The sequence below is a fragment of the candidate division WOR-3 bacterium genome, assembly GCA_039801725.1.
In the GTDB taxonomy this organism is placed as follows: domain Bacteria; phylum Hydrothermota; class Tepidihabitantia; order Tepidihabitantales; family DTDR01; genus DTDR01.
On record JBDRVE010000025.1, the window covers coordinates 1 to 23,255 of the forward strand.

The following is a 23,255-nucleotide window of genomic DNA, read 5'->3' on the forward strand; positions in this document are numbered from 1 at the left end:
CAACCTAATCACTTTTACCCGTTCATCCTGTTGGGCAAATTTCTTTAAGATCAAATAAGAACTGTCAATACTACCATCATCAACATAAATAATCTCGTAATCCATATTCAAAGAATCTAATACTTTTTTTAACTCTTCCTGTAATAAATTTAAAACCTTCTCTTCATTATAAACAGGAATAACAACCGATAAGGAATTTCGATTATTACTTTTATTACTGGGTAATAACATTTTAATCCTTAAAAATTATATCTTCTCTTTTCTCACCAATAGAGACCGCCCAGATTTCACAACCGGTTAATCTCTCAATTGTCTCTAAAAATTCCAAAACTTCCTTATCTAAATCTTGATAACTTTTAACTTTACTAAAATCTTGGTTGAAAGGTTTCAAAGATAAATATTCTGGTCTTAAATGGTAAGCCAATTCGGGCACAAATTCATCATACTCTTTTCCTTGATAAGTATAACCATTAGCAATCTTTAACTCTTTTAAACCAGAGAGGATATCGATCTTCGTGATAATCAACTTCTCAAAACCATTAATTCTTTTGGCATATCTAATAATTCCACAATCAAACCAACCGCATCTCCTTTTTCTACCGGTTGTTGCTCCAAATTCTTTTCCTTTTTCTTGTAAACATTTGCCCATCTCATCGGTTAATTCCGTAGGAAAAGGACCTTCTCCAACTCTTGTTGTATAAGCCTTGGCAACACCACAAACTTCATCAATTAAATTATAAGGAATACCTACTTGCCCACAGATACTACCGGCAATTGTTTGGGAACTTGTCACATAAGGATAAGTTCCAAAATTTATATCCAATAAGGTTCCTTGAGCACCTTCAAAAACTATCTTTTTGCCACTTTTTAATTCCAAATAAACCTCTTTACCGACATCAGTAATCAAAGAAAGAAAAAATTCTCTATTTTCTTCTATAAAATTCAAATACTCTTTTTCTAAAATTGGCGGACTTTCATATATTTCCATTAAAAGATAATTCTTCCTTAAAAACTCTTGTTTTAACCTTTCCGAAAATAAATTAAAATCTTTTAAATCACCAATCCTAATCCCAATCCTCTGATACTTATCTTCGTAACAAGGACCGATTCCTTTTTGAGTAGTTCCAATTTTTATTCCTCTTTTTGTCTCCTCTCTTTTCTTATCAAGTTCTTTATGAAAAGGAAAAATCAGATGGCACCGGTAGTCAATAAAAAGTCGATTCTTTATCTCAATTCCTAATTCGGTTAATTCTTCTATCTCCTTTTTCAACACTTCCAAATCAATCACACAACCACTGGCAATATAGCCTTTAATATGAGAATGGATAAGACCGCTTGGTAATTGATGGAAGATTATTCTTTTATTATCGAAAACCACCGTGTGACCGGCATTTGGTCCGCCTTGGAAACGGACACAACCATCAGCATACTGACAAAAAAAATCAACAATCTTCCCCTTTCCCTCATCACCCCATTGAGCACCAATAATTGCTAAACTTCTGCCTTTTATCATAAAATCTCAATATTTTATCAAAAATCTTTTTCTATGTCAAGAATTTGGACTTACTAAAAAACTGGTAATACAAAAATTGGGATAACTTTAAAATATTATAGTTATTTTATTTTTTTCTTTTTTTAGGATTTGGAATTTTAAATTATGGGAAGCACAAGCAAGACAAGGGTCATAGGCACGGAAAAACATTTCTATTTGATTTAATAATTTCTCATCTTCTTTATCTAAATATTCTTCTACTGAAATAGCACCGATTTTTAAACTAATATTTAAAACACCATTATTATTCGTTGTTGCCACAATTAAATTAACCTTCTCAATAATTCCTTCTTCATTTAGAAAATAATGGTGAATTAATGTTCCTCTTGCTGCTTCAACAATTCCAACTCCATCTTTTGGTTTTTTTAACTCCAAATTTCTTATTCCTTCGTAGCCAATTATTTCTTTATCTAAAGATAACTCTAACGCTCTTTCGGAAGCATAAAGTAATTCTATTAACCTTGCCCAGTGATAGGCAAAGATATTATTTACTGGTTTTTTATTATAAGTTCTATAAAAGTTCTCAAACTCTTTTTGGGCTTCTTTGGTTTTTAAACCTTCCGAAACATTTAACCGAGCCAAAGGACCAACCCGATAAAGCCCATTATCTTTAGAAGGTATAAAACCTTTAAAACCAATATTTTTTAAATAAGGGAATTTTACAAAAGACCACTCATACACATATTCACTAATATAATTCAAATATTCTTTCGGTTCAAACAAAGCATACTCAGAATTATCTGGTGCCGTAACCCTCACCTTCCCATCGTAGAAATTTAAACATTTATCATTATCCACCAATCCCATATTATAAACTTCTAAATCAAATTTCTCATTAAAAAATAAATCTTGATAATTCTCTAAAATATTTTTCTTAAAGATTTCTAATGTAAAAAGAGAAAATTGAACACAACTCCTTGCCATATCTTCTATCTCTTTTCTCTCTTCTTCGCTTATCCCTTTTGTTACTCCACCAGGAATACCACAAACTGGATGGGTTGCCTTGCCACCAATAATTTCCGTAATTTTCTGACCGTATGCCCGATGTTTAATCACTTCCATTCCTGTTTGTTCACCATACTTTTCTATTATACCAATAATATTTCTTTTCTCTTTGGGAGCATCCTTGCCTACCAAAAAATCTGGACCACCAAGAAAGTAAAAATGTAAAATATGATCGTAAATAATATAGCCACAATACATTAGTTCCCTTAATTTTTTTGCCTTAACTGGCACTTCGCAATTATAAGCACTATCTAATGCCTTGGTAGCAGCAAAATGATGAGCAACTGGGCAAACACCACAAATCCGAGAAGTTAATTGGGGCATATCTTCACCCTTTCTACCTTCGCAGAATTTCTCAAATCCCCGAAACTCCGGCACCTGTAAAAAAACATCTTTTACTTTACCATTCTCTAAAAATATTTCTATCTTACCATGACCTTCTAAACGGGTAATGGGATCAATTGAAATCTTTTTCATTCTCCTCTCCTTTTATTAAGAATTGCTTTTGCTAAACTATACATATAGAAACTTCCGATTGGGTCTTTTATCTTATTAATCTCTTCTTCTAAGATTTTATAAAATTCTTCATAATTTTTCTTTTCTTCATCAAGTAAAAGAATGGAGGTTAAGGCACTTATCATTTTTGCTCCTTGGTCAGAAACTTCTGGTGTTGGTCCCATACAACCAGTACAGGGCCAATTGGCATTGATACATAAATTTTTACAACCACTTCTTGTTGCTGGTCCTAAACAGATAATTCCTTGCTCTAAAAAACAAGTATTCGGGTCAGGCTGAATTTCTATCATTCTTTTTATTTTTGGCATCTTTTTAGGAAAAGTTTTATTTCTTTCACAAGTATCACACAAAGATTTTGTTGGAGCCAAATAAGTCTTTTTTGGTATATTTTCATTAGCAAAAATCTTTTCCATAGCATTAATGATTAAACCAGTTGGCGGTGGACAGCCAGGAAGATAATAATCAACCTCACAAATTTCATCCAAAGGAAAAACCTGAGAATAAAACTCTGGTAATTCCATTTTTTCACTGTTATAAGAAATTTCTTTTTGGGGCAAAACTTTTTTAGGATTATCAGTTGATTCGGTTTCAATAAATCCCCTTTTCAAAATATCTTCTTTCCGATATAAATTTGCCAAACCAGGAATACATCCTTCTACCGCACAAGAGCCAAAAGCAACTAATACCTTTGATTTCTTTCTTAAAAGTTTTGCCAAATGTTCTTGTTCTGAATTTCTAATTGAGCCATTAAAAAAACAGAAATCAAAATATTCGTCTGGTAAATTTTCTACATCTCGATATTTAGTATCAATAGCTACTGGCCAAAAAAGAATATCGGCATTCTTAATTACATCCAAAATTTTTTCATTTATGTCTAATACGGCAATTTCACAACCGCCACAAGAAGCAGCCCAATAAAAAGCAAACTTTTTTTTCATAAAGAAATTATATTGAATTTAAAAATAAAATCAATAACTTTTATATTCATTGTTAAGTTAATTGACTTTATTTTTTCTTTTATTATAATACTTTTTATGGAAAAGAAAATTCCTAATTTCAAAGTAGGTGATACTGTTAGGGTTCATTTTAAATATTTTGAAGGTGATACTGAAAAACACGGAGTTTTTGAAGGGGTGGTATTGGCTATTCGAGGAAAAAACGAAAGTAAAACTTTTACGGTAAGAAAAATTTCTTATGGAGTTGGTGTCGAAAGAATTTTTCCTCTCTACTCTCCTTTAATTACTAAAATTGAAATCAAAAAAAGAGCAAAAGTAAGAAGAGCAAAACTTTATTATTTACGAGAAAGGAAAAGTTTAAAATTAAAAAGGGAAAGAGCAATAACTAAAGAAGAATTAGAGAAAGAAGAAAAAAAGGAACCAGCAGAAGTCAAAAGCGAAGAAACAAAAGAAGAAAGTTAATGCTCTCCTTTTATCAAAAAGAAAGGTTCCAAGGTAAAAATTTGACAATTTTATTTTATTTTTAAAAAATCTTATGAATAGATTAAAAGGCAAGGAAGGAGAAAATTTTGCTTTAAATTATTTAAAAAAAGAAGGCTATAAAATTTTAGAAAAAAATTATTATAAAAGATTTGGTGAAATTGATATCATTGCCGAAAAAGATAATCAAATAATTTTTTTTGAAGTAAGAAGTAAAAGAAAAAATATTTTTTCACCACTCTTAACAGTTAATCAAAGAAAAATTGAAAAGTTAAAAATGCTTGCTTTATATTATTTAAGCGAAAAAGGAATTTTTGATAAACAGATAAGATTTGATATTATTGGCTTAACTAAAAATAATAAAGGCTTTCAAATTGAACATATAAAAAATGCTTTCTAAACTTTATTCAGCCTCGGTTTACGGAATTGACGGTTTTTTAGTAACAGTAGAAGTTGACCTTTCCATTGGACTCCCCGGCATTAACATTGTTGGTCTTCCTGATGCTGCAGTAAAGGAATCTCAACACCGAGTACAAGCAGCTATCAAAAATAACGGTTACCCCTTCCCTTTGAGAAAAATTACTATCAATTTGGCGCCTGCTGATATAAAAAAAGAAGGTGCTGCTTTTGATTTACCAATTGCTTGCGGTATTCTTTCTGCTTTTGGAGTTATTAAACAAATAAACTTTGAAAGGTTTATTATTATTGGCGAACTTGCTTTAGATGGCTTATTAAGACCGGTAAAAGGAGTTTTATCCATAAGTTTGATGGCAAAACAATTAGGTTTTTCGGGAATTATTCTACCGAAAGAAAATGCTAAAGAAGCGGCAATCGTCAGAGAACTTTCCGTTTTTGGCTTTTCCCACCTTAATGAAGTTGTCAATTTTCTTAATGGTTCATTAAATTGGGAAGAAACAAAAGTAGATATTAATGAAATTTTTAATATTTATTCAGAGTATAATATTGATTTTGCCGATGTAAAAGGACAGCTTCATGCTAAAAGGGCGTTAGAAATCGCAGCAGCTGGTAGCCATAATGTTTTAATGATTGGTCCACCAGGAGCCGGTAAAACAATGTTGGCAAGAAGATTAGTAACTATTTTGCCAAAGATGGAATTGGAAGAAGCCTTAGAGACAACCAAAATTCACAGTGTTGCTGGACTGCTTCCTCCAAATCAATCTTTAATTGCTACTCGTCCCTTTCGAGCTCCTCATCACAGTATTTCAGAAGCAGGACTTATTGGTGGCGGCGCCGTTCCTAAACCCGGAGAAGTTTCATTAGCACATAATGGAGTTTTATTTTTAGATGAATTGCCAGAATTTCATCGGGACGTCTTGGAGTCTCTAAGACAACCTTTAGAGGATGGGTTTATCACTATTGGCCGTAGTAAGATGACTGTATCTTATCCTGCGCGTTTTATGCTTGTGGCGGCAATGAATCCTTGTCCTTGTGGTTATTTTGGTGATCTTCATAAGAATTGCACCTGTCCAATAACAGCAGTCAAAAAATATCGGCAAAAGGCTTCCGGTCCTCTTCTTGATAGAATTGATATTCATATTGAAGTTCCTTCATTAAAATTTGAAGAATTAAGCTCAAAAGAAGCGGGTGAGAATTCTCAAGAAATCCGAGAAAGAGTAGAAAAAGCAAAAAAAATTCAATTAGAAAGATTTAAAGGGTTAAAGAAAAGAAAACCAATCTTCGCCAATTCCCAAATGGACCATAAAGATATTAAAAAATTTTGTGAAATAAGCGAAAAAAGCCAAAACTTAATAAAATTGGCAATGGAAAAATTTGGTCTTTCGGCGAGGGCTTATGACCGAATTTTAAAAGTAGCGAGAACAATCGCTGATTTAGAAGGAGAAGAAAAAATTAAAGAGAATCATATTGCTGAAGCAATTCAATATCGGAGTTTTGATAAAATAATTTTTTAATATGGAATTGAAAGAGAAAATATTAAAAAAGAAAGCAGTTGTTGGTATTATTGGTCTTGGCTATGTGGGTCTTCCTTTGGCAATTGCCATTGGAGAAGCCGGCTTTAAGGTGATTGGTATTGATATTGATAAGGAAAAAGTTAACAAAATTAATAAGGGAGAAAGTTATTTAGAAGATGTAAAAAGTGAGGAGATTAAAAAGCTTGTTGAAAAGGGATTCTTAAGGGCTTATAATACTTATGAAAAAATAAAAGAATGTGATATTATTAACATTACTGTTCCAACCCCTTTTACTCTAACTAAGGACCCGGATATTTCTTACATTATTGATGCGGGAAAAGAAATTAGCAAAAGAATGAGAAAAGGACAATTGATAATTTTAAGAAGCACTACTTATCCGGAAACTACCGAAAAAGTTTTAAAACCAATTTTAGATGAAAGTGGTTTAAAAATTGGTAAAGACTATTTTTTATCTTTTGCTCCAGAAAGGATTGATCCGGGAAATAAAATATGGACAATCAAAAATACACCAGTAGTGGTTGGAGGAGTAACCAAAAAATGTACTTACTTAACACAGCTTTTTTATCAACAAATTGTTGATAAAGTCTTTCCCGTTTCCTCTCCCCGCGTAGCAGAAATGGCAAAATTGTTAGAAAATATTTTTCGTAGTGTTAATATTGCTTTAGTAAACGAACTTGCCCTTTTATGTGAAAGAATGGGAAATATTAACGTCTGGGAAGTAATTTCAGCTGCAAGTACCAAACCCTTTGGTTTTATGCCTTTCTATCCGGGACCAGGTATTGGCGGTCATTGTATTTTGGTGGACCCTTATTATCTTTCCTGGAAGGCAAGAGAATATGACTTCCATTTAAATTTTATTGAATTGGCTGCCGAAACAAACGAATATATGCCCTTCTTCGTGGTTAACAAACTTTTTGATATTTTAGGACAAAATAAAATCAAAATAAAAGATGCGAAAATCCTTATTTTAGGAGCCGCTTTTAAAAAAAATGTAAGCGATACAAGAAATTCGCCAGCAATAAAAATTATTTCTTTGTTAGAAGGAAAAGTTAAAAAAATTTATTACAATGATCCTTACGTTCCTATTTTAAAAGTAAATGACAAGGAGTATTATTCAGTAAATTTAAACAAAAATTTATTAAAAAAAATCGATTGCGTGGTAATTGTTACTGATCACTCAATCTATGATTATGATTGGATTTTAAAAAATGCCAAACTTGTTTTTGATACTAGAAACGCTATAAAAAAGAAAAATAAAAAAGTTTATCTTTTAGGCTGTAATGTTTAAATTATGAAATTAAAACTTTATTTAACAGTAAGTATTTTTACAAGTTATTTTGAAGATTTTAAATCAAAGGCGATCGAAACTCTCTTTTCCGAAATTGAAAAAGGCAACCTTCTTGGCTTTTATTCTTTATTAACTTTGGAAGAACTTTCTTACTTACCTTCACCCTTAAAAGAAAATACCATTAATTTAATTAAAAAAACAAAACTATATCTTTGCGAATTTGATCCAGAAGATATTGCGGAATTAACTAATGCTTACTTAGAAGAAAAAATTCTTTTGCCCGAAATGGAATTTTCTGCTTGTCATTTTGCTATCGCCACAATTAACGAAATGGATATCTTCGTTTCAGTGGATACTACTTATTCGGCAAACGAATTTCTTTACCGTCAATTTAAAAAAGTAAACCAAAATTTTGGTTACGCAAAAACTCCAGAAATAAGAATGCCGGAAGAAATTACCGGAATCTCGGGACCTTACGAAAACTTAAAATTGATTCATCAAATAAGGAAACAAAAATATGAAGAAATGAAAAATAAAAATCTTTCTCTTTTGGATTTCCTTAACTCTTTATTGAAAAAGGAATTTTAGGCACCAAATTTCTTTAAACGCAAAGAATAAGCCAAAAGAAGCGGAAGAACTTTTGTGGCTTTAAAAATTCCTAAACTACCTTTTTGACAGCTTTTTTCACAAAATTTTACCTTCTCATTGTTACGAGAAAAAGAAGAATATAATAAAAATGGCACTGGATGCCAAGAGTGGCTTTTTAACAAAGCCGGTGTCGAATGGTCAGAAGTGATTGCAATTACTGAAAAATTAAGCTTTAAAATTTCTGGTAAAAGAGAATCAAACTTTTCAATCAATGAAACTTTCCTTTCAAAATCACCATCTTCACCAGCAATATCAATCTCTTTAAAATGAAGATAGAAAAAGTCATAATTATCATAATTTTCCTTTAATTCTTTTATCTCTTCTTCCCAATTATTTACAGGAGATTTTGGAACATCCATACCAATCAAAGAAGCAATTCCCTTATACATTGGATAAGCAGCAATCGCTAAGCTCTTTAATTGATACTTCTCACTAAAATTTTCAATCTTTGGTACTTTGCTATATCCTCGCAAAAGAAAATAATTGGCTTCTTTTTCATCTTTTAAAACTTCTGTGCTTTTTTCTAATAAAATTTTTAAAATTTCGCTTGTTTTTTTGCCCTCTTCTAAAATAGGCTCCGGTAAATAAGGAGGTAAACCATCTTTTTGAGGGTCTGTTTCCTTTATTTCTGCGCTTAAATTTTCTCCTTTTATTAATATTACAAAACGATGACCAACTCCCGAATGGAATTCAATTTCACAGCCCTTAATAGATTTAATTTCTCTTTTCAGTTTTTCACACAATCTTTTATTTTCTTCTGTACTTATTCTTCCTGCTCTTCGAGAGACTATTACCCCATCTTTATAAGTAGCAAAATTTCCTCTTATTGCTAAAGTATTTTTGTCTAATTTCAATCCTAATCCTAACGCTTCTAAAACGCCGCGCCCAATTTCAATTTCTAAAGGATTATAACCAAATAAAGCAAAATGACCTGGGCCTGAACCCGGTGTAATTCCATAATCCACGGGAATGATTAAACCTAACTCACTTTTACCTGTTAATTCATCCAGATTAGGAGTTCTTGCTTTTTCCAATTCAGTTTTTCCATCAAGTGGTAACCCTCCTAAACCATCTAAAATAATTAATAAGATTTTATTGTTATTATTAATAACTAATTCTTTCATTTTGTTGTTATTTGAGTAATTTTCTTCTTTTTTAAAATAATTTCTGCTTGAGCAGCAGCAAGAAGAGCTTTCGGAACTCTATAAGGGCTACAACTAACATAATCCATTCCTATCTTTCGAGCAAAAAGAATACTTTTTTCATCTCCGCCGTGTTCGCCGCAAATACCAATTTTAATATTTTTATTTATCCTTTTTGCTTCCAAAACAGAATCAAGAATTAAAGAACCTACTCCTTTTTCATCGATTGTTTTAAAAGGTTCAAAATTAATAATTTTTCTTTGTTGATAAGGAACTAGAAATTTCGGTGAATCATCTCGTGAAAAACCAAAGACAAATTGAGTTAAATCATTAGTCCCGTAAGAAAAAAAGTCAGCATATTTAGCTAGTTCTTTAGCAATTAGACAGGCCCGAGGAGTCTCCATCATCGTACCAATTTTATAATCTAATTTAACCCCTTTCTCTCTAAAAACCTCTTTACTTATATTTTCCACAATTTCTTTTTGAAACAAAAATTCTTCCAGAATTGAAACCAAAGGGACCATAATTTCTAAATTTACCTTTATTCCTTCTTGTTTTACTTCACAAGCAGCTTCAAAAATTGCTCTTATTTGCATTTCGGTAATTTCCGGATAAATAATCCCTAAACGACACCCTCTTAATCCCATCATTGGATTATGTTCTTCTAATTCTTCAATTTTTCTTATTAATACTTGTTTATCAATATTAAGTTCTTTTGCTAATTCATTTATAGCTTCGGTTTTTTCTTTTGGAGGTAAAAATTCATGTAGAGGCGGATCAAGAGTTCTGATAGTTACTGGAAGTCCATTCATCACTCTGAATAATTCCTTAAAATCATTTTTTTGAAAGGGCAAAAGTTTAGAAAGAATATCCTTTCTTTCTTTTTCATCTTTTGCCAAAATCATTAATTGAACATATTTAATCCGTTCTTTAGCAAAAAACATATGTTCAGTCCGGGCAAGTCCAATTCCGTTTGCTCCCATCTTTTTAGCATTCTCTGCATCTATTGGTGTATCAGCATTAGCTCTTACTTTCATCTTGGCAATCTTCTCTGCCCAAGATAAAAGAAGTTTCAATTCTTCTGGAAATTCAGATTTTATTAAAGGAACCTCTCCTTTGATAATTTCTCCGGTAGCACCATTAATAGAAATTTTGTCTCCCTCTTTTAAAATTATGTCCTTTATTTTTAATATTTTATTTTCAAAATCAATATCAATTTCGGAACATCCAACAATACAAGGTTTCCCCATACCCCGAGCAACAACTGCTGCGTGAGAAGTTTCGCCGCCAGTAGTAGTAACGAAACCTTCAGCTTTGGCCATACCAGCCACATCGTCTGCTTTTGTAAAATCTCTTACTAAAATCACTTTTCTATTTTGTTTTGCTATCTCAATCGCCTTTTCAGCAGACAAAACAATCTCACCAACCGCACAACCCGGAGAGGCTGGTTTACCTTTAGTAATTATTTCTAAGGGATAATTAGGGTCAAAGGTAGGATGAAGGAAATAATCAATATCTTCGCCGCTAATTCTCATAATTGCTTCTTCTTTAGTAAGTAATTTTTCTTTCACCATATCACAAGCAATTTTTACTGCTGCCAAAGGTGTTCTCTTTGCTGCTCGCGTCTGAAGAAAATATAATTTGCCATCCTCAATCGTAAATTCCACATCCTGAACATCTTTTAATTTTCTTTCTAATTTCTTCACATATCTTTCTAATTTGCTATATATCTCAGGCATCTTATCTTTTAAAACTTCTAAAGGCAAAGGTGTAACATGACCGGCAACCAAATCTTCACCTTGGGCTTGAAAGAGAAATTCACCATAAATTTTATTTTCACCATTTTTAACATTCCGAGTAAAAAGCACACCAGTTCCACTTCTTTCGTTCCAATTACCAAAAACCATTGCCTGAATATTTACCGCCGTTCCTAAATCTTCAGGTATTTGATAAATCTTTCGGTATTCCTTGGCACGAGGATTATTCCAAGAATTGAAAACCCCTTCAATCGCCATTTTTAAACATTCATAAGGATCCTGTGGAAACTCCTTTTTTGCTCTCTCATAAAAAAGTTCTTTATATTTTTCAATAGTCTTTTCTTTATCATCCACAGAAATTTTCCAAAATTCTTCTCTTTTTATACCAAAAATTACATCTGAAAAGATTTCAATAAATCTCTTATAAATATCATAAGCAAAATCTGGATTGTTAGTTTTTCTAATTATACCTTTAACTACCTCATCATTAATTCCTAAATTTAAAATTGTATCCATCATTCCTGGCATTGAAAATTTGGCACCGCTTCTAACAGAAATAAGCAAGGGATTATCTTTGTTACCAAATCTCTTTCCTGTTCTTTTTTCTAAATATTTAATTCCTAAATAAACCTCTTCTAAAAGCCCTTTTGGAAATTTTTTATTTCTTAGATAATATTGGCAAGCAGAAGTAGATATAATAAAGGCTGGTGGTACCGGTAAACCCATTCGGGCTAAAAAATAAAGACCCGCTCCTTTGCCACCAAGAATTCCTTTTAATTTATCAGTATCTTTGATATTTAAATTATCAGAAAGAAAATATACCCATTTTCTTTTCATTTTACCTCCTTAAAAGGGAGAGTAAAAAGAAAATAATGGTTAAAATTATTGAAAGGATTATTGAGGTAACAATAGGGAAATATAATACAAAATTCTCCCTTTTAATTATAATATCTCCAGGCAAAGCAAAAAGTTTCAATTTTGGCGAAAGATAAATAAGTAAAGAAATTATTAAAAAGATAATCCCAAAAAAGAAAAAAACTTTTGCTAAAAAAAGGCGGTTAATCATCTCTTTGCGATAGAAAATCTTCTAAAAACTCTTTTGCTTTTTCAAAATCTTCTTCTAAAACTAAAATCTCTCCCCATTCAGTACGCATCATCTTTGCAATTCCGTCAAAATATGGTAAATCATAAGAACGGATAACTGCCTTCACACCAATACTTCCTAAAAAACTTTGAATAGTAATTGCTTCAATTTCACTTTTCGGTTTATATAAAACTTTTAATCCCATTTTAAATTATAATTTTTTTAAGCCATTTTTCAACATCTTCCCTCTTTTTAAAGAAGCGAAAATTCCCAAGAAACACAAAAAAGCAAAAATGGAAAATATTATTCTTATGCTTTTCAAAAGCAAAAAATAATTATTTTTATCAAAATTTGCCTCGCCAATAACAAGAGCAAAAATTGAAATAATAATTCCCATACTAAACATTTGTCCCAGCATTCTCATTGTTGCCAAAGTTGCCGAAGCCACTCCGTAAAAATCTTTTTTAACAGAACTCATTACCGCATTCGTATTTGGTGAAGAAAAAAGGGCGAAACCAAATCCTAAAATAAACAACCAGATTATCAAAAAGAATATTTTTAAATCTTTGTTGATGAAACTTAACAAAAAAAGCGAAAAGGCAATTAAAGCCATTCCTAATGAAGCAATTATTCTTGGCTCTTTTCGATCCGAAAGCATTCCCATAAAGGGCGAAAAGATTGCCATTGTTAATGGTTGGGAAATTAAAATTAAACCCGTTTTTTGGGAATCAAAATTTCTTAAATATTGAAGATATAAACTTAAAAGAAAACTTATTCCAAATGTGGCACTATAATTAATCATCGCCGCCAAATTAGAAAAAGTAAAAACCGGATTATTTTTAAAAAGTTTTATATCCAATATCGGCTCAATAGTTTTTGACTGATGGATAATAAAGAAGAAGAAAAGAAGAAAACAAATAGAAATTAATAAAAAACCAATTAATTTAGGTAAAAATGTAAAGCCGAGCATAATAAGAATAATTGTCAAAGAATATAAAATAAATCCCAAATAATCAAACTTAATAGATTTTATTTCTTTTTCTTTTATTTTTAATTTCAATATGGTTAAAAAGATAATTATTAAACCAATAATTCCATTAAAAATAAATATACTTCGCCAATTAAAATAGTAAGTTAAAATTCCTCCCAAAAAGGGACCAGAAGATAAACCGAAATAAGTTGCCGAAACATTTATTCCTAATGCCCTTCCCCTTTCGCCAATTGGAAAAAACAAAGATAGAAGAGCAATCGCTGTACTGAAAATCATCGCTGCTCCCAGACCTTGTAAAAAACGAACAATCAAAAAGAAAAAGGGAGAAAAAGAGAAACAAGAAAAAAAAGAGGTAATAGTATAAATAATAATTCCTAACAAAAATATTCTCTTCTTACCATAACTATCGGCAATCTTTCCAAAAGGGATAAGAAAAGATGCTGAAGATAAAAGAAAAATAGTTGGCACCCAGCTTATCAAAATTGGTGACATTTTAAACTCTTTACTAATAGCCGGTAGGGCGATATTTATTGAAGAACTCATAAAAGGGGTAAGAAAGGCTGAAAGGCCAGCGATTAGGGAAACGTAAAATTTTAATTCTTTATCTTCTTGATTCAAGTTAATTGGTTAATTATTTCAATAGAAGAAGCAACATAAGCAAAACCATAAGCCAAATTTAATAAACTTGCTAAATACATCTCTTCATTAATTGTTCCAGTTTCATCTGCCAAAAAGAAAACCCGATAATCCCGAAAATAAACATCCCGAGCCGTTGACTCACAGCAAATATCCCAGTAATCACTAAATCTTCTATTTTTAAACATCTTAATACAGTTTCTAAATCAGTATTATAAAAAGCTGAATACCGGTGTTTTAAAACAACTTTTTCTTTGGGCAAAGGAGCAATTGCTAAATGAATCTCGCTCTCTTCACTTCCTTCTAAACATTTTCCTCGCCACCACCAACCCATAATTCTTAAATCACAAAAGGAAGGGTGATGTAAATGCTTAGTAAAAATTACCGGCCTTCCAATATTTTTAAAATTATCAATTAAATTTTTAATTGTTGGTAAAATCACTAAACCACTTTCACCAAAAGTAGGCGAATCTTCCTTTAAAAAGAAATATTGCATATCAATCACTAACAAAGCAACTTTATCTTTTCTTATCTCCATTTTATGAGTATTAAAATCTTTAATTTTTTCTAACCAAATTTCTGTTTTTCTTTTAAATTCTTTTCAGTAATATAGCCCATCACCTATGCCTTTTTCTCATTAAATTCAATTAATACACCATAAGAACTCTTTGGATGAATAAAACAGACCAAATTTCCTTCGGCTCCTTTTTCTGGCTGTTCGCTGGTGAATTTTATTCCCTTTTCTTTCAATCTTGCCATCTCTCTTTCAATTTCTTTTACTTCAAAACAGATATGATGAATACCGCCCCTTTCTTCTAAAAATTTTTTTATCGGTGAATCTTCGCTTATTGGCTCAACCAACTCAATCCTTGTTTCACCAATTGGAATAAAGGCTACTTTTACTTTTCTTTCGGGAATCTCTTCAATTTTTTCAATCTTCAAGCCAAGTATTTCTTCATAAAAATTTCTTGCCTCTTCAATACTTTTTACCGCAATAGCAATATGGGATATTTTTTTTATCATTTTAAAACCTCCTTTATAATAAAGGCAATTCTTTTTTATCTTCAAAAATCTCAATTTCTGGTAAGGTCTTACCGGCAATGCCTTTTATTGTACCATAAAATCTTGCAGCATTATCTAAAATTTTTCTAAACTGCTGTTCTCGTTTTGCCCAGAGGGCTTCCATCCGCTTTCTTTCTTCCAAATAACTTTTTTGTAATTCAACAAATCCTTCAACAATTGCTAAAAATTGATTTTTAAACTCGTTGCTTGTTAAATAATTATACAAAAGCTCCATCTTTGTTTCTTTACCTTTTTGAGTTGTTTCAATATTATCTATCTCCAAAAGAAAATGGCGCAAAATAAAAGATACCGGTTTTAATTCAAAAAAACTGCATATCCAAACACCATCTTTAAAGAAAAATCTATCTTCTTTCTCGGGCATCGTTTCGGTTACTAAAACTAAAATATCGGCTTTCATCTCTAAGTTATCTTCTCTTAATTTTCTTAGCCAATCGTAATTAAATTCTTTTGTTCTTTTGCTTTCGTAATATATTTTTCCGCATTCCTTTCCTTGATTATTTATCACAATTTGCAACACATCAGCTCCCTTTTGCCCTTTCTTGATTTCTACTATTCTGTCGGTAGGATAAAGATTTTTTAAAAGCCGCTCAATTTCAATCTCTTGAACTTCGCCTCTTAATTGAATAGAACTAATCTCAGCCTTCCTTTTTGCTTCTTCTAATTGATTTTTTAAATCTTCAATAATTTTGTCTTTATCCTTTAATTTTAGAAAGATTTCTTCTTCGATCTGTTTTTGAATTCTCTTCTTTTCTTCGTTTAATCTTTCCGAAAATTTTTTCTCCATTTCTAATTTAATTTTTGCTTCACTCTCTTCTTTTTCTCTTTTTAATTTTTCCAGTTCTGCTTGTAAAACATATATTTCTTTGACTTTTCTTGATTTTTCCTCCAATTCGGTTTTTAAGGTTTTTATCAATTCTTGTTGTTCCTTTTCAATCTCCTCTTTTAAACTTTTTCGCAACTTTTCCTTCTCTAATAAAATCTTCTCATTTAATTTTTTTTCATAATTATTTCTAATTTTCTCCTCAATCTGTTGATACAAAACTTCACTCACATTAATTTTTGTTTTACAATTTGGACAGATAATAATATTTTCATTCATTAAAAACCTCCTTTTAAAAAATTTAATTAAAAAATCTTTGATTGATATTCCCCAAAAACCTCACGAAAAACATCAGAAATTTCACCAACCGTAGCACCATTTCTTACTGCCTCAATAACTGCTGGCATAATATTTTCTTCGCTCTGGGCAATTTCTTTCAATTTCTTAAGTGCTTCTTTTAACTTAACCAAATCACGATTCTTTTTATAATCTTTTAACTCTTCTATTCTTTTTCTTTCTAAACATTCGTCAATTTTTAAAATTTCGTATTTTTCTTTTTTTTCTTCTTCAAAACAATTAACTCCAACAATTTTTCTTATACCTTTTTCTAACTCTTTTTGATATTCATAGGCACTTTCATTTATTTTTTCTTGAATATATCCTATTTCAATTGCTTTCGTGGCCCCTCCTAATTTTTCAATTTCATCAATAATTTCTTGTGCCCTTTTTTCTATCTCATCGGTTAAATTTTCTACGAAATAAGAACCAGCCAAAGGATCGCAAACATCAGCTACACCACTCTCATAAGCCAAAATCTGCTGAGTCCTTAAGGCTATCGTTACCGCCTTTTCGGTAGGCAAGGAAAGAGCTTCATCAAAAGAATTGGTATGGAGACTTTGAGTGCCGCCCAAAACAGCTGCAAGTGCTTGATAGGCAACACGAATAATGTTGTTCTCCGGCTGTTGAGCAGTTAAGGTTACACCACCGGTTTGAGTATGAAATCTTAAACGACAAGCCTCATCGTTTGCTTGATACTTCTCTCTTAAAAGTTTTGCCCATAACCTTCGAGCAGCTCGAAATTTTGCTACCTCCTCTAAAATATTTGAATGAGCAGCAAAGAAAAAAGAAATCCGGGAAGCAAATTTATTAACTGCTACCCCCTTATTAACTACTTCTTTGATATATTCTAAACCATCCGCCAAAGTGAAAGCGATTTCTTGTACCGCATTGGCACCGGCTTCTCTAATGTGATAACCAGAAACACTGATCGGATTAAATCTTGGTAAATTTTCATTACACCAAATTATAACATCTCTTACCAATCGCATCGAAGGTTTTGGGGGGAAAATATAACAACCGCGAGCAATATACTCTTTCAAAATATCATTTTGAACAGTTCCACTTAAGTTTTTTAAATCAGCACCCTGCTTCTCTGCCAAAAGATAATACATTGCTAAAATAATACAACAGGTAGCATTAATTGTCATAGAGGTAGAAATTTTATTTAAATCAATTCCCTTAAAGAGAACCTCCATGTCTGCTAAAGAGGAAATCGCAACGCCTACTTTGCCTACTTCGCCCTTTGCTCTCGGATGATCCGAATCGTAACCCAGTTGAGTAGGTAAATCAAAGGCAATTGAAAGACCGGTTTGTCCCTGGGATAATAAATAATGATATCTTTTATTTGTCTCCTCCGCTGTCCCAAAACCAGCATACTGTCTCATCGTCCATAGCCTTGAACGATACATCGTTGGATGAATGCCTCTCGTAAAGGGGAACATCCCGGGTAAAGATAGTTTTTCTTCATATTTTTCAATATCATAATCTAACGGAGTGTAAACCGGTTTTATTGGAATTCTGGAAGTTAAAACAAATTCTTTCTCTCTTTCTGGTAATTTCTTAATAGACTCTTCATATATCTTTTGCCAATTTTTAATTAATTCTTCTAATTTTTTCTTTTCCATTAATTAAATTATAAAAGATAATTAATTTTTGTCAAAAAACAAATAAAAATAGTTTAAAATATAGAATAAAAATTGGCATCCTATACCACAAATTTTTTATTCGAAGATTTTTGTAAATCTTTGATTTTTAAATATTTATTTAGAATCAAAGATGATTATAGAAAACACATCCCTCATAAAACCTATCTATGTCTTAAAGAATTTATTATGCATCATTTTCATATTAATTTTCACTTGTGTACTATTATTCAACTTAAAAAATGATTACAATTCATTTCCGAAAATATTATAAGTAAACTTTCGCCTCATCTCTATTAAAAGGATAATGTTGAAATAATGTTTCGTCTTTTTGTCTTAAAAAGAAATACACATTTTATTTACTTTGGAAAATATAATTTGATATACCAATTATTAACCAAACCTCCTGATAACCCAATTATTATCAATATTAATAATTGTTAAGTTAACCCTTATTACCAAATAATTTTATTGCCCAATAAATTATTAAAACAATAACTTCACGCTCTATTTGAATTTTCAAAACTTTATTTGAAGTTATAATATCATTCTACCGAGAAAATAATAATATAATCTTTCCTTAACTTTTTATTTATCCCAAAATAGTTAATTTATTTTTTCTTAGAGTATTAAATTTAAAACTAGGGAAATAAGGAGACCCAATATTAATTGGAAAATAATTATTTTAAAAGCATCTCTAATTTTAAATTCCCTTATCAAAATTAAAGTTGTTGAAAGGCATGGTAAATAGAGAATTAAAAATATTGATGAAATAATTAGTTGTTTAGGAGTTAAATTAAAAGGAACTAATAAAGCAATACTAACATCTTTTCTTAAAAAACCGGTTATCATTACTGGCACTATTTCTTTGGGTAAAGAGAGAAGTTTTTCAAAGATTGGTTTAGAAATTTTTTCTAAGAACTCAATAATTTTTAAAATATCTAACATTCCAAAAAAGAAGATTCCACCAATAATTAAAGGAACTGCTTCCTTGATAAATAGTTTTATCCGAAAATATAGTTTTTTAAAAACCATTAAAAAATAAGGTAGCCGATAAGGTGGAATTTCTATAAAGATCTCTTGGACTTCTCCTTTAAAGATTCTATTTAGAATAAAAGTGATGATTAAAGAAAGAAATATTAAAAGAAAAAATATTAGAAAAAGATATTTTATTCCGTAAGGAGCTAAAAGGGCAATTACCATTGTTGTCTGGGGCAAACAAGGTGAGGAGAGTAAAATTAATAGGGTTGTCAAAATTCTTTCTCTTTTCCTTTCTAAAATTCTTGTCGCCATAATTGCCGGAACTTTACAACCGATTCCTAAAATTATTGGAATAAGAGAATAACCGTGAATGCCTAAGCGGTGAACAAAACCATCAAACACTATCGCCAATCTTGCTAAATAACCAACATCTTCTAATATTGATAAAATTAAATAAAAGGCAAATAGATAAGGTAACACAATAACAAAAGGAATATAAAGACCGGTATTTAATATTCCAAAAGATTTTAGTGGTTCTATCTCTTTGCCAATAAAAATATTAAAAATTAAAGGCGATTTTATTTTCTCTATCAACTTTATCATATTTGGCAAATATAAATTATTAAAAAGAGGGTTAAAAAGATAATTTATTAAACTTTCACCAATTAATCTTACCAAAAGAAATGTTAGAAAGAGGATAATTGCTGCTGAAATTAAACCAGTAAATGGTTTGATAGTAAAATCTTCAATTCTTTCTAAAAAAGTATGATGGCGATGGCTAATTTTTTGGACTTCTTTTATAATCCTTCCTATCTCTTGCCATCTCTCCTCTTCTTTAAATTGAAAATTACTTATTTTTGCCTTATTTAAATTCTCTTTTAAATCCTTTATTCCTTCGCCAGTTATCGCACAGGTAGGAAATATCGGTAAATCTAATATCTGAGAAAGTTTTTTATAATCAATATCAATTCCTAAATGCCGCGTTTCGTCCCAGAGATTTAAAGCAATTATCATTGGTATTCTTTCTTTTATCAACTGAAGTGTTAAATTAAGATTTCTTTCCAAATTCGTGGCATCAAGAACATTAATAACAATAAAAGAACCCTCATCCTTTGCCTTTTCTAACATTTCTTTTGCTACTTTTTCTGCCGGATTTGTTGGCTCAATTAACGAATATATTCCGGGGACATCAATAACCTTTACTTTTTCATTATTTAATCTTATTTCTCCTTGATGATATTCAACGGTTGTTCCCGGATAATTACTAATAATTACTGTTGTACCTGTTAAACGAGTAAAAATTACCGATTTACCAACATTTGGATTGCCGAAAAGAAGAATTTTTTTAATCACTGCTCTTTTTCACTAATATCTTCTTTGCCATACCGTAACCAATTGCCACCTTACAGTTTTTTACCTCAATTATTACTGGACCCCTGAAAGGAGATTTACTTATTTTTTTTATTCTTACACCTTCATAAATCCCTAAACTTTCTAAACGAGAATGTATTCCCTGACCACCAAGAATTTTTACCACCTCTGCTGAAGAACCTTCTTCCAAACTTGCCAAATCAACCAATTGGGAATTATTCATTTTCAACCAAAACCTCCTTTGCCAAATTTTCTGGCAAAACCAAGAAACCTTTCTTGGTTTTAAAAATTAACAAACTTCCAATTTTACCTATTTTTTCAATTTCTCTTCCCTTTTTTATCCCTAAGAGATTTAATCTCTTTACATAAGAAAAAGAAAGATTAATCTCTTTTATTTTGGCTTTTTTGTTAATCTTTAAATTTTTTAAACTACAAACTTTTTTGGCATTTTTCACAGTATCCATAAATTTCTAATTTATGAGAAACCATTTTAAAATTATATTTTTTAGCAATTTTATTTTGAGCACTTTCTATCTTTTCCTCATTAAACTCAATTATCTTGCCACATTTTAAACAGATAAAATGATCATGATGGGAAGAATGAACCGGCTCGTACCTTCTATTTTTTTCTTCAAACTTCTGTTCCATCGCTAAACCACATTCGGTTAAAAGCTTTAATGTCCGATAGATTGTTGAACGACTTACTTTTCTCTCTAATTTCTCATAAAGTTCATCGATATTAAAATGTTTATCTGCTTTAAAAAAAACATCAATAACCTTTTTTCTTTTTAGTGATTTCTTCAACCCCTTCTCATTAAAATATTTTGCTAATATTTCCTCCCACATAGAATGAAATTGAAATTCATTTTCAAAATTATAATATAAAAAAATAATAAGTCAAATTAAAATTGGCATAGAAAATGTTACTTTTGTTAAACAGATATGAATTTAAAAAAAGAAATTGTAAATATTATTGCCTATTGTAAAAATTATTGCCCATCTTTTAAAAATGGAGGCAAAAATGAAAGTATTAAAAAAAGTAATTTTGTTTTTTATAATATTATTTTATCCCCTTTATCCATTTATTGGTGCTCGGTATTTAATTATTACTCCTGATGAATTTTTTAATACTCTTTTACCATTAAGTGAGTGGAAAACTAAAAAAGGACTTCTTAGTAAAATTGTTACTTTATCAGAAATCGGAGGAAATGAACCTAATCTCATAAAAAATTATATCCTAAATGCTTATAACAAATGGGAAATTAAGCCAGAATATGTTTTATTAGTTGGTTATCCAAATCAATTAACAAGTTATTGGAATAATACTTATCGGATTTATACTGATAACTGGTTTTTTGACTTCAACAATGATAATAAGCCCGAAATTATTTATGGAAGATTTCCTTGCCGAAATAATCGAGAGTGTTCTTTAATGGTAAGAAAAACTCTAATTTATGAAAAATTTCTATCACTGGATACCTTTTGGATAATTAAAGGGATGGGAATTATTAATGAAAATAATGATAGTGATGACACGATTTATTGGAATGATATCAGATATTTTGCTTCTTCTTTTGGTAATAGATTACTTTATTTTGATACTTTATCAAAATTACACGATAATGATTGGCGAGATATTATTGAGGGTATTAATGATGGAAGAGGAATTGTCGTTTATCGAGGTAATGCTGTCGGCAATTGGTATTCGCCTTTTAATGTCAATCCTTATCTCACAGAGAATTATTTTAATTTACCCATAATTCTTTCTTTTACTTGCCAAACTTTAAGTTTAAATCCCTCATTAATAGAAACCAGTGCGGTTGGTGGTAAATGGCTTTGGGCAGGAAATTATTATTATCCTACTGGCGCAGTTGCTTTTTTAGGAAGTACCTATTCTTTTCTTTTTCTTGCTCGGGCAAGAAGTTGCGGTTTAAGAGCCTTTATTAAAAATCTCTTTATTGAAAATGATAACATTTTAGGAAGTTGTTTTCTGAAAGCGAAAGATTCTATGTTATATTATGATCTACCTTCAAGCATTAGTTTAAATCTTTTTGGTGATCCGGAGTTGAATATTTGGACAGAAAAGCCAAAACCCCTTAATGTTATCCATCCAAATCAAATATTGCCTCAACAACAATTTTTTACTGTTGAAGTTTATAACGAAAATAATGAACCTTTAAGAAATGCTTTAGTCTGTTTAAAAAAGGGAGATACTATACCATTAGAATTATATCATTATGGATATACTGATAGCACAGGAAGAATTAGATTTTTAATTAATCCGCAAACAACCGGTGTGATGGAAATCACTGTTACCGCTAAAAATTATTTACCTTATGAAAATTTTTGTAGTATTGTAAGAGAGGAGCCTTTTTTAATGTTTGATTCTCTTTACATTTTTGATTTTCCTCCTTTGGGAAACGGTAATCTCCAAATTAACCCCAACGAAACAATTTTATTTAAAATCAGAATAAAAAATACCGGAAGAGTAATCGCCGAAAGTGTTTTCGGAAAACTATTAACCCAAAATAATTTTGTTTCCCTTTTAGATTCAGTTGCTTTTTATGGTAATATTTTACCGGAAGAAAGAAAAGAAAATCTAAATCCTTTTAAAGTTTATTTTAACTCTAATGTTCCTGATGGATTTATTAGTTTTCACTTAATTTTAGAGGATAAAAATTCTAATATTTGGCAAATCCCTTTTTTTGTGGAAGTTCACAAAGGAAATCTCATCTTTTTAAATTATCAAATTAAAGATACCCTTCCTTTTGGCAATAATAATCAAATATTAGAACCCGGAGAAGGTGTTCTTTTTTATCTCACCTTTAAAAATGAAGGGAATGACCATTTTCAAAATATCTATTGCCGAGTAAAGACAGATAATCAATATTTAAAAATCAGTGATTCCTTGGGAAGTTTTGGAGAAATTTTATCCCAACAAATTAAAACCAATCTTTCTGACCCATTATCTTTCTATTTATCGCCTTTGGCTATTCCTGGTAATAATATTT

The 23,255-nt window shown here is 30.6% G+C and carries 22 protein-coding genes and 1 pseudogene; 6 read left to right on the top strand and 17 right to left on the bottom strand.

Translation table 11 applies throughout. From position 1 onward, the window contains the following. From ABIK75_05895 to ABIK75_05910, 4 genes are all read right to left on the bottom strand, one after another. Positions 1–231: glycosyltransferase (locus ABIK75_05895; protein ID MEO0090621.1), on the bottom strand; the 231-nt coding region annotated here is incomplete at its 3' end. Position 232: 1 nt separating this feature from the next. Further along, the gene (locus ABIK75_05900; protein ID MEO0090622.1) at positions 233–1,513 is read right to left on the bottom strand and encodes an adenylosuccinate synthase; all 1,281 of its coding nucleotides are present in this window, start codon (positions 1,511–1,513) and stop codon (positions 233–235) included. An 87-nt stretch (positions 1,514–1,600) separates the two neighbouring features. Next, on the bottom strand, positions 1,601–3,034 hold the full coding sequence (locus ABIK75_05905) for a Ni/Fe hydrogenase subunit alpha (GenBank protein ID MEO0090623.1): 1,434 nt from the start codon (positions 3,032–3,034) through the stop codon (positions 1,601–1,603). Next, positions 3,031–4,011, bottom strand: coding sequence for an oxidoreductase (locus ABIK75_05910; protein ID MEO0090624.1), 981 nt, complete (start codon positions 4,009–4,011; stop codon positions 3,031–3,033). The genes ABIK75_05905 and ABIK75_05910 overlap by 4 nt, the downstream gene beginning before the upstream one ends. A gap of 96 nt (positions 4,012–4,107) precedes the next feature. On the opposite strand from ABIK75_05910, the gene rplS reads away from it, so the two are divergent. From rplS to ABIK75_05935, 5 genes are all read left to right on the top strand, one after another. Then, complete coding sequence (gene rplS, locus ABIK75_05915; GenBank protein ID MEO0090625.1) at positions 4,108–4,491, top strand: 50S ribosomal protein L19; 384 nt, start codon at positions 4,108–4,110, stop codon at positions 4,489–4,491. Between the two features lie 73 nt (positions 4,492–4,564). Further along, a complete protein-coding gene (locus tag ABIK75_05920) occupies positions 4,565–4,909 on the top strand; it encodes a YraN family protein (GenBank protein MEO0090626.1) in 345 nt (114 codons plus the stop codon). Further along, positions 4,899–6,440 carry a YifB family Mg chelatase-like AAA ATPase gene (locus ABIK75_05925; GenBank protein ID MEO0090627.1) on the top strand — a complete coding sequence of 514 codons (1,542 nt, stop codon included), beginning with the start codon at positions 4,899–4,901 and terminating at the stop codon, positions 6,438–6,440. Before ABIK75_05920 ends, ABIK75_05925 begins: the two co-directional genes overlap by 11 nt. Position 6,441: 1 nt before the next feature. Continuing rightward, the gene (locus ABIK75_05930) at positions 6,442–7,749 is read left to right on the top strand and encodes a nucleotide sugar dehydrogenase (protein MEO0090628.1); all 1,308 of its coding nucleotides are present in this window, start codon (positions 6,442–6,444) and stop codon (positions 7,747–7,749) included. Between the two features lie 3 nt (positions 7,750–7,752). After that, positions 7,753–8,337 carry a hypothetical protein gene (locus ABIK75_05935; GenBank protein MEO0090629.1) on the top strand — a complete coding sequence of 195 codons (585 nt, stop codon included), beginning with the start codon at positions 7,753–7,755 and terminating at the stop codon, positions 8,335–8,337. Here ABIK75_05935 and ABIK75_05940 read toward each other — a convergent pair. The 13 genes and pseudogenes from ABIK75_05940 to ABIK75_06000 form a co-directional block, all read right to left on the bottom strand. After that, on the bottom strand, positions 8,334–9,521 hold the full coding sequence (locus ABIK75_05940; GenBank protein ID MEO0090630.1) for a 2,3-bisphosphoglycerate-independent phosphoglycerate mutase: 1,188 nt from the start codon (positions 9,519–9,521) through the stop codon (positions 8,334–8,336). The two genes, ABIK75_05935 and ABIK75_05940, sit on opposite strands and share 4 nt — an antisense overlap. Next, positions 9,518–12,133 carry a pyruvate, phosphate dikinase gene (gene ppdK / locus ABIK75_05945; protein MEO0090631.1) on the bottom strand — a complete coding sequence of 872 codons (2,616 nt, stop codon included), beginning with the start codon at positions 12,131–12,133 and terminating at the stop codon, positions 9,518–9,520. The genes ABIK75_05940 and ppdK overlap by 4 nt, the downstream gene beginning before the upstream one ends. 1 nt (position 12,134) lies before the next feature. Beyond that, on the bottom strand, positions 12,135–12,362 hold the full coding sequence (locus tag ABIK75_05950) for a DUF2905 family protein (protein MEO0090632.1): 228 nt from the start codon (positions 12,360–12,362) through the stop codon (positions 12,135–12,137). Beyond that, a complete protein-coding gene (locus ABIK75_05955; GenBank protein MEO0090633.1) occupies positions 12,355–12,585 on the bottom strand; it encodes a DUF2007 domain-containing protein in 231 nt (76 codons plus the stop codon). The genes ABIK75_05950 and ABIK75_05955 overlap by 8 nt, the downstream gene beginning before the upstream one ends. Before the next feature lie 6 nt (positions 12,586–12,591). Further along, a complete protein-coding gene (locus tag ABIK75_05960) occupies positions 12,592–13,989 on the bottom strand; it encodes an MFS transporter (GenBank protein MEO0090634.1) in 1,398 nt (465 codons plus the stop codon). After that, positions 13,986–14,545, bottom strand: a pseudogene (locus ABIK75_05965) (isochorismatase family cysteine hydrolase). Before ABIK75_05965 ends, ABIK75_05960 begins: the two are co-directional and overlap by 4 nt. An 83-nt stretch (positions 14,546–14,628) precedes the next feature. Then, complete coding sequence (gene mce, locus ABIK75_05970; GenBank protein MEO0090635.1) at positions 14,629–15,030, bottom strand: methylmalonyl-CoA epimerase; 402 nt, start codon at positions 15,028–15,030, stop codon at positions 14,629–14,631. Between the two features lie 13 nt (positions 15,031–15,043). Further along, entirely contained in the window at positions 15,044–16,189 is a 1,146-nt protein-coding gene (locus ABIK75_05975; protein ID MEO0090636.1) for a DUF2130 domain-containing protein, read from the bottom strand. Positions 16,190–16,215: 26 nt separating this feature from the next. Next, positions 16,216–17,874 (bottom strand): methylmalonyl-CoA mutase family protein, encoded by a 1,659-nt coding sequence (locus ABIK75_05980; GenBank protein ID MEO0090637.1) that lies wholly within the window; start codon positions 17,872–17,874, stop codon positions 16,216–16,218. A 639-nt stretch (positions 17,875–18,513) separates the two neighbouring features. Beyond that, complete coding sequence (locus tag ABIK75_05985) at positions 18,514–20,226, bottom strand: ferrous iron transporter B (GenBank protein MEO0090638.1); 1,713 nt, start codon at positions 20,224–20,226, stop codon at positions 18,514–18,516. Then, complete coding sequence (locus ABIK75_05990) at positions 20,219–20,467, bottom strand: FeoA family protein (GenBank protein MEO0090639.1); 249 nt, start codon at positions 20,465–20,467, stop codon at positions 20,219–20,221. The genes ABIK75_05985 and ABIK75_05990 overlap by 8 nt, the downstream gene beginning before the upstream one ends. Further along, positions 20,460–20,699, bottom strand: a complete 240-nt coding sequence (locus ABIK75_05995) for a FeoA family protein (protein MEO0090640.1) — start codon at positions 20,697–20,699, stop codon at positions 20,460–20,462. Before ABIK75_05995 ends, ABIK75_05990 begins: the two co-directional genes overlap by 8 nt. Beyond that, entirely contained in the window at positions 20,674–21,090 is a 417-nt protein-coding gene (locus ABIK75_06000) for a transcriptional repressor (GenBank protein MEO0090641.1), read from the bottom strand. The genes ABIK75_05995 and ABIK75_06000 overlap by 26 nt, the downstream gene beginning before the upstream one ends. A gap of 175 nt (positions 21,091–21,265) precedes the next feature. Between ABIK75_06000 and ABIK75_06005 the strand changes: the two genes are divergently transcribed. Further along, on the top strand, positions 21,266–23,255 hold a 1,990-nt coding region (locus ABIK75_06005; GenBank protein ID MEO0090642.1), incomplete at its 3' end, for a C25 family cysteine peptidase.

Bases quoted from the DNA above. Each gene is read 5' to 3' on its own strand.
- ABIK75_05900 (MEO0090622.1), bottom strand. From the start codon at position 1,513: ATGATAAAAGGCAGAAGTTTAGCAATTATTGGTGCTCAATGGGGTGAT.
- ABIK75_05905 (MEO0090623.1), bottom strand. From the start codon at position 3,034: ATGAAAAAGATTTCAATTGATCCCATTACCCGTTTAGAAGGTCATGGT.
- ABIK75_05910 (MEO0090624.1), bottom strand. From the start codon at position 4,011: ATGAAAAAAAAGTTTGCTTTTTATTGGGCTGCTTCTTGTGGCGGTTGT.
- rplS (MEO0090625.1), top strand. From the start codon at position 4,108: ATGGAAAAGAAAATTCCTAATTTCAAAGTAGGTGATACTGTTAGGGTT.
- ABIK75_05920 (MEO0090626.1), top strand. From the start codon at position 4,565: ATGAATAGATTAAAAGGCAAGGAAGGAGAAAATTTTGCTTTAAATTAT.
- ABIK75_05925 (MEO0090627.1), top strand. From the start codon at position 4,899: ATGCTTTCTAAACTTTATTCAGCCTCGGTTTACGGAATTGACGGTTTT.
- ABIK75_05930 (MEO0090628.1), top strand. From the start codon at position 6,442: ATGGAATTGAAAGAGAAAATATTAAAAAAGAAAGCAGTTGTTGGTATT.
- ABIK75_05935 (MEO0090629.1), top strand. From the start codon at position 7,753: ATGAAATTAAAACTTTATTTAACAGTAAGTATTTTTACAAGTTATTTT.
- ABIK75_05940 (MEO0090630.1), bottom strand. From the start codon at position 9,521: ATGAAAGAATTAGTTATTAATAATAACAATAAAATCTTATTAATTATT.
- ppdK (MEO0090631.1), bottom strand. From the start codon at position 12,133: ATGAAAAGAAAATGGGTATATTTTCTTTCTGATAATTTAAATATCAAA.
- ABIK75_05950 (MEO0090632.1), bottom strand. From the start codon at position 12,362: ATGATTAACCGCCTTTTTTTAGCAAAAGTTTTTTTCTTTTTTGGGATT.
- ABIK75_05955 (MEO0090633.1), bottom strand. From the start codon at position 12,585: ATGGGATTAAAAGTTTTATATAAACCGAAAAGTGAAATTGAAGCAATT.
- mce (MEO0090635.1), bottom strand. From the start codon at position 15,030: ATGATAAAAAAAATATCCCATATTGCTATTGCGGTAAAAAGTATTGAA.
- ABIK75_05975 (MEO0090636.1), bottom strand. From the start codon at position 16,189: ATGAATGAAAATATTATTATCTGTCCAAATTGTAAAACAAAAATTAAT.
- ABIK75_05980 (MEO0090637.1), bottom strand. From the start codon at position 17,874: ATGGAAAAGAAAAAATTAGAAGAATTAATTAAAAATTGGCAAAAGATA.
- ABIK75_05990 (MEO0090639.1), bottom strand. From the start codon at position 20,467: ATGAATAATTCCCAATTGGTTGATTTGGCAAGTTTGGAAGAAGGTTCT.
- ABIK75_06000 (MEO0090641.1), bottom strand. From the start codon at position 21,090: ATGTGGGAGGAAATATTAGCAAAATATTTTAATGAGAAGGGGTTGAAG.